The organism is Paenarthrobacter sp. (genome assembly GCF_031180005.1).
Taxonomy (GTDB): domain Bacteria; phylum Actinomycetota; class Actinomycetes; order Actinomycetales; family Micrococcaceae; genus Arthrobacter.
In genome coordinates, this window is the sequence record NZ_JAPSHI010000017.1 from 97,134 (window position 1) to 103,780 (window position 6,647).

Below are 6,647 nucleotides of genomic sequence, written 5' to 3' on the forward strand. Positions count from 1 at the left end.
GTTCAGCGCAACGATAAGGACTTTCTTTCGTGTACCAGATTGAGAATGTTTTGCGACCCTATGCGTGGGGTTCGACGACGGCGATCGCCGGCTTGCTTGGTCGACCGGCATCAGGTGGTCCCGAAGCCGAAATGTGGATCGGAGCCCATCCGGACTCCCCCTCCACAGCCGTCCACCCCAACGGGGTCACCCAGCCCTTGGACGCGTTGATCGCTTCGGATCCCCTGCGCTGCCTCGGCTCGGAAAGCCTCGCCGAATTCGGACCCCGGCTGCCGTTCCTCACCAAGCTCCTGGCCGCAGAGCAGCCGTTGTCCTTGCAGGTACACCCCAGCCTTGACCAGGCTCGGGAAGGATTCGCACGGGAGAATGCGGCAGGGATGCCCGCCGATGCAGCGGACCGCAACTACCGGGATGACAACCACAAACCAGAGATGATCTTCGCGCTCACTCCGTTCAAGGCATTGTGTGGGTTCCGTTCACCTTCGGAGTCCAAGGACATCTTTGGGCACCTTGCCCACGTCCTTGATTCCGCGGCAGTGGACGTTCCGGATGTCATCAACGGGGTGATCGCAGATCTTGGCCAGCACGATGAGCCCGCAGCATTAAAAGCAGCGTTCAGCCGGCTCATCCAAGGTGGCACCAGCGTCTCCGACGCCATCAACGAGGTAGTCGCTGTCCTGTCCGCCGGCGCACCGCTGGAGCCGCACCGCGAAGCGTTGACCGCCATGGTGGACATCAATGAAGCCTTCCCCGGAGATCCCGGCGTCCTCATTTCCCTTCTTCTCAACCATCTTTCCTTGCAGCCTGGTGACGTGGTTTACCTGCCTGCCGGCAACATCCACGCTTATCTCCACGGATTGGGCGTGGAGGTCATGGCTTCCTCTGACAATGTCCTCCGTGGCGGACTCACGCCCAAGCACGTGGACGTCCCTGAGTTGCTGAAGACTGTGCGCTTCGAAGCGCTCGGTGTACCCCGCGTCGAGGCGAGCGGGACCGAGTTCGGGCAGGAATTGTACCGTCCGCCTTTCAAGGAATTCCAGCTGCAGCGCATTGAGCTTGGCCCGGGCGCCGAGCCGGTGCCGCTGGCGCAAACCGGACCCGCCGTCGTCGTCGTGGTGTCCGGTTCGGTGTTGCTCGACTCCCCCAAGAGCGATCTCAGGCTTCAGCGTGGCGCTGCAGCGTTCATCCCCGACGTCGAGGCCCCGGTGAACGTCCATCCCGTGCAGGGAGCGACAGAGACCAGTGTTGCCTTTGCGGTGACCACGGGGCTGGGGAACTGATTCATGGAGTTTTTCCTGCAAACGCCCGCATGGGCCGCTGTTCAGCGTTCCCTCGGACGCCGTGTGTATGAGCAGTCCGGGCCGGGCTGGAGTTTCCTCGCCATCGAGGAGAAGAACCCCGCCGGCAAGGTCATCTACACCCCCTACGGCCCCGTAGCGGAGTCAGTGGAAGCTTTCGACGCCGCCACTGCGGCCTTGGTGACCCTGGCACAGGCGGAGGGTGCCGTATTCGTGCGGATGGAGCCCGCTGCCGCCGGGTTCACGGCGTCCGACGCCGACACTCTCCTTCGCGCCCGTGGTTTGACGCCGGCGCCGGTCAACCAGCAGCCTGAGCTCAGCTGGATCGTGGATCTTGAGAGCGACTTCAAAGACGTCTTGGCTGGTATGAAACCAACCAACCGAAACCTCTACCGGAACATCCACAAGAAGGGCGTGACTTTCCGCACTTCCCAGGACCCCGCCGACATCTCGGTGCTCCTGCACTTCCTCCATCTGACAGCTGCCCGGAACGGCTTCAAGCCCCAAAGCGACGAGTACCTCACGCAAGTAGCCGCTTCCCTGCTGCCGAATGGTGCGGGAACGCTGTTCATCGCGGAGCTTGAGGGGGAACCGATCGCCGCTGCTTTCGCCTACGACTCCGCCGACACCCGTGTGTACGCGCACGCCGCCTTGGACGATACCCACCGCAAACTCAGCGCGGGCATCCCCCTCTTGGTCACCCTGATGGCCGATGCCAAGGAAAAGGGGCTCAAACACGTTGACCTTTGGGGTGTGGCACCGGAGGACCAGCCGGACCACAAATGGGCGGGCTTCACCGCGTTCAAAAAGTCATTCGGAGGCCGTGAAGTGTCTTACCCTGGTACTTGGGACCTCCCGGTCAGGAAACTTCGCTACGGCGCCTACCAATTGGCCAGGAAGCTCCGCGACAAACTGCGCTAGGCCCGCTCGCCGAAGGGTGTCGTGAGGAACCTGTACCTCCGCCACCTACTTTGAGGACGCCCTCATCTCGACACGCCGGCCATCCCGGCGTGTCCGCAGGTTTCCAAAGTCAAAGTAGGTGATAACGGCACACCTCGCTCACTGCCACCCAAATCCGCGCGCGACCGAACTTGGCGGGACGCAGAGAAGGACGGCGAGTATCGCGAAAGCGGCATCAAATCGACGAGGTACGAGGAGATAGCCGCCGAGCGATGCTCGCCGTCCTTCTGTCAGGTGCAGAGGGGTTACGGCTTGCGCGCGTACGTCTCCCACTTGGATGCGTGGTGCTCAGCCTCCACGAAGCGGACTGTCCCGGACTTGGAACGCATCACGATGGACTGGGTCAGGACCCTGTCCTTCTGGTAGCGCACGCCGTGGAGGAGGTCGCCGTCGGTAATGCCGGTGGCTGCGAAGTAGCAGTTGTCAGAGGTGACGAGGTCATTGGTGGACAGGACACGGTCGAGGTCGTGGCCGGCGTCGATCGCCTTCTGCTTTTCGTCGTCCGACGTTGGCCACAGGCGGCCCTGGATGACGCCGCCGAGGGACTTGATGGCGCAGGCAGTGACGATGCCTTCAGGGGTGCCGCCGATGCCCATGAGAGCGTCCACGCCGGTGCCGGTGCGGGCCGCAGCGATAGCTCCGGCGACGTCACCGTCCATGATGAACTTGGTACGTGCGCCGGCTTCGCGGATTTCCTCCACCAACGGACGGTGGCGGTCGCGGTCCAGGATCATGACGTTGAGCTGATTGACCTTGACGCCCTTGGCTTTGGCGATGAGGTGCAGGTTCTGTTTGACAGGCAGTCGAAGGTCCACCATGTCGGCGGCTTCGGGGCCGGTGACGAGCTTCTCCATGTAGAACACGGCGGAGGGGTCGAACATGGATCCGCGTTCAGCGACAGCCAACACTGCGAGGGCGTTGTTGATGCCGAGGGCGGTCAGGCGGGTGCCGTCGATGGGGTCCACGGCGACGTCGCACTCGGGACCGGTGCCGTCACCAACCTGCTCGCCGTTGAACAGCATGGGGGCCTCGTCTTTTTCGCCCTCACCGATCACCACGACACCATTGAAGTGGACGGTTTGGAGGAATGAGCGCATGGCATCCACGGCGGCGCCATCTGCCTTGTTTTTGTCACCGAAACCCACCCAGTGGCCACCGGCAATTGCCGCAGCCTCGGTGACTCGGACGAGTTCAAGCGCAAGGTTGCGGTCGGGCTCGTCGAGGCCGACGGCGAGCGACGGCGAAATCGTGGAATACTGCTGGGTCATTGGTGCAGGAGACACTTGAACCTCTTCTTCGAGTGACGATTCACGGGACCGGACATGGTTGCGCAGGGCAACCCGGGGTTCCTCTATCAACGATCATAGTCGCCACGTGGTCCGGGAGTCGTTGGATGACCACGGACCGCAATACCAATGGTGAGGTTGCCGGATGTGTGTTCCCTGCCGGGATAAGCGATCATGGAGGGGTGAGTGAAACGCAGGACAAGCCCGCTGCCGGCAATGAGCCGGATGCCGCGGAGGCTAAGCAAACAAGCACCCAGGCATCCTCGGATGCCCCCTACAAACCCGTCCTTGCGGCGAAAGCTGCCAAGCGGGCCAACGCTTCGGTCATCGGCATGGTCATTGCGCTGCTTGTCTGTGTACTGGCTTTCCTCCCCATCGTTTTGATGAACCCGGCTCCCAAGGGCGAAGGTTTCAGGCCGGATGTTGATGTGGCGGCCATTGCCCGCAACGCCACGGGTGTGGCGGGATTCACACCGGTTACCCCGGATACGGGCGACACATTCAAGCCCAACTACGCCCGCTGGGAGTCCGGCAGCGGAAGCGGCGTTCCTACCTGGGAGATCGGTTTCCTGACTCCCAAAGAAAATTTCATTGGACTCTCCCAAACCAACCAGGCGAACCCCACCTGGGTTGTGCAGCAAACGGAGAACCTTCCTGTCACCGGCACCCGTAGTGCAGGCGGCCAGGAATGGGAGCTGCGCGACTCAGGCAAAGAGAAGCGCAGTATGGTCCTGGAGTACCGCGGCACCACGATCGTCCTGAGCGGCACCGCAAACCTGGAAGAGTTCGCAACGTTGGCGGCCGCCGTCGTGAAGTCTGCAGAGCAGGCGCCGCCTGCAAGCGCGCCGGCTACTGCGACTGCTTCCGCGCAGCCGTCCGCCTAACTCCCTGTCCGCTGGCCCCGGGCATCCGCCTAACCCGGCGCAACAGTTTCACGGACTGCGCAGTCCGCGTCGTAAAGTAAGGCTCGTGCCTACTTACCTGACTCCAGCCCTGGCGTGGCGCCGTCTCCGCGAGGGCAACGAACGTTTTGTTTCCGGCGAATCCCTGCACCCCAACCAGGATGCTTCGCGACGATCATCACTCATTGAGAACCAGAACCCTTTCGCCGTGATCTTCGGCTGCTCGGATTCACGGCTCGCTGCAGAAATTATCTTTGACCTGGGGCTCGGTGACGCCTTTGTGGTGCGCACTGCCGGCCAGGTCATTGATGATGCGGTCCTGGGCTCCCTCGAGTACAGCATCAGCGAACTCCGGGTTCCGCTGATCGTCATCCTGGGCCATGACAGCTGCGGCGCCGTGAAGGCCACCAAGGCGGCCGTTGAAACCGGCGAGATGCCTCCGGGCTTCATCCGCGATCTCGTGGAGCGCATCACACCGTCCGTCCTGACTGCCAAGCGCAATAGCCAGGAAGACGTCAACGACATGGTGGTGGAGCACGTCAAGCAGACTGCTGCCCGCCTGGCTGACAGCTCACGTGTGATTTCCGACGCCATCGACGACGGGCGGGTTGCCGTGATCGGCCTGTCGTACAAGCTCGATGAAGGCCGTGCGGCGCTCGTTTCCGGGATCGGCAAGCTCTAAGAGGACGTGCTCCGGCCCCAGCGCCGGAGCACGTAGCACTCCCCTCCGGGTTTTCTGTGAAGCGTCCGATCGCCCTAAGCTAGCCCCATGACTTCCACCACTGAGTTCCGTATTGAACATGACACGATGGGCGAAGTTCGCGTCCCCGTGAACGCCCTGTACCGCGCCCAGACGCAGCGTGCTGTGGAGAACTTCCCGATCTCCGGCAAGACGCTTGAGCGCACCCACATCGAGGCTCTTGCCCGCGTGAAGAAGGCAGCTGCACTGGCGAATGCCGAACTGGGGGTGCTCGATGGTGAGCTCGCCGAGGCTATCGCCGCCGCTGCCGATGAGGTTGCCACCGGTAAGTACGACGGCGACTTCCCGATTGACGTTTTCCAGACCGGTTCGGGCACGTCCTCCAACATGAACACCAACGAGGTCATCGCCGAACTGGCATCGCGCGCCCTCGCGGCCGCCGGGAGTGACAAAGTTGTCCACCCGAACGATCACGTGAACGCTTCGCAGTCCTCCAACGATGTCTTCCCGACGTCCGTGCACGTCGCCGCCACCTCAGCCCTGATCAACGACCTGATCCCGGCCCTGGAGTACCTGGCAGCTTCCCTCGATCGGAAGGCCGTGGAGTTCAAGGACGTCGTCAAGTCCGGCCGTACCCACCTCATGGACGCCACACCGGTCATGCTCGGCCAGGAATTTGGCGGCTACGCTGCCCAGGTCCGGTACGGCATCGAGCGCATCAACGCCGCACTCCCCCGCGTTGCCGAAGTTCCCCTGGGTGGCACCGCTGTTGGTACCGGAATCAACACCCCGGCCGGCTTCCCGGAGCGCGTCATCGAACTCCTCGCCGCCGACACCGGCCTGCCGCTGACCGAAGCACGCGACCACTTCGAAGCACAGGCAAACCGTGACGGCCTGATCGAAGGTTCCAGCCAGCTCCGCAACATCGCGATCTCCTTCATGAAGATCAACAACGACCTCCGCTGGATGGGCTCCGGCCCCAACACGGGCCTCGGCGAAATCGCCATTCCGGACCTTCAGCCGGGCTCCTCGATCATGCCGGGCAAGGTCAACCCGGTCATCTGCGAAGCGTCCATCATGGTCTGCGCCCAGGTCATCGGCAACGACACCGCCATCGCCTGGTCGGGCACCAACGGCGCCTTCGAACTCAACGTCGGCATCCCCGTCATGGCCGCCAACCTGCTCGAGTCCATCCGCCTGCTGAGCAACACCAGCCGCGTTATGGCCGACAAGATGATCGACGGCATCACCGCCAATGTTGAGCGTGCACGCTTCCTTGCAGAGGCTTCCCCGTCCATCGTGACCCCGCTGAACAAGTTCATTGGTTACGAGAACGCTGCCAAGATCGCCAAGATCGCTGTGAAGGAGGGCCTAACCATCCGCCAGGCCACCGAGAAGCTTGGCTTCGTTGGCGAGGGCGAAGGCAAAGTCACCGAGGCAGAGCTCGACAAGGCCCTCGACGTCACCACCATGACGTCCCCTGCTCACAAGAACTAATACT

Annotated in this window: 6 protein-coding genes; 5 read left to right on the forward strand and 1 reads right to left on the reverse strand. The window is 62.7% G+C overall.

Annotation, left to right across the window (positions count from 1 at the left end; genetic code table 11):
* Positions 1–29: 29 nt before the first annotated feature.
* Positions 30–1,280 carry a mannose-6-phosphate isomerase, class I gene (gene manA, locus RIF72_RS13590; protein ID WP_309075399.1) on the forward strand — a complete coding sequence of 417 codons (1,251 nt, stop codon included), beginning with the start codon at positions 30–32 and terminating at the stop codon, positions 1,278–1,280.
* A gap of 3 nt (positions 1,281–1,283) precedes the next feature.
* A complete protein-coding gene (locus tag RIF72_RS13595) occupies positions 1,284–2,219 on the forward strand; it encodes a peptidoglycan bridge formation glycyltransferase FemA/FemB family protein (RefSeq protein ID WP_309075400.1) in 936 nt (311 codons plus the stop codon).
* A 284-nt stretch (positions 2,220–2,503) separates the two neighbouring features.
* Here the strand turns inward: RIF72_RS13595 and glpX are convergent, their stop codons facing one another.
* Positions 2,504–3,526 (reverse strand): class II fructose-bisphosphatase, encoded by a 1,023-nt coding sequence (glpX, locus tag RIF72_RS13600; RefSeq protein WP_309075401.1) that lies wholly within the window; start codon positions 3,524–3,526, stop codon positions 2,504–2,506.
* 200 nt (positions 3,527–3,726) lie between these two features.
* Here glpX and RIF72_RS13605 point away from each other — a divergent pair, with 200 nt between their 5' ends.
* The 3 genes from RIF72_RS13605 to RIF72_RS13615 all read left to right on the forward strand — a co-directional run bounded on the left by RIF72_RS13605 (position 3,727) and on the right by RIF72_RS13615 (position 6,643).
* A complete protein-coding gene (locus RIF72_RS13605; RefSeq protein ID WP_309075402.1) occupies positions 3,727–4,428 on the forward strand; it encodes a DUF4245 domain-containing protein in 702 nt (233 codons plus the stop codon).
* An 85-nt stretch (positions 4,429–4,513) separates the two neighbouring features.
* The gene (locus RIF72_RS13610) at positions 4,514–5,128 is read left to right on the forward strand and encodes a carbonic anhydrase (RefSeq protein WP_011774029.1); all 615 of its coding nucleotides are present in this window, start codon (positions 4,514–4,516) and stop codon (positions 5,126–5,128) included.
* Positions 5,129–5,215: 87 nt separating this feature from the next.
* Entirely contained in the window at positions 5,216–6,643 is a 1,428-nt protein-coding gene (locus RIF72_RS13615; RefSeq protein ID WP_309075403.1) for a class II fumarate hydratase, read from the forward strand.
* The last annotated feature ends 4 nt before the right edge of the window (positions 6,644–6,647 follow it).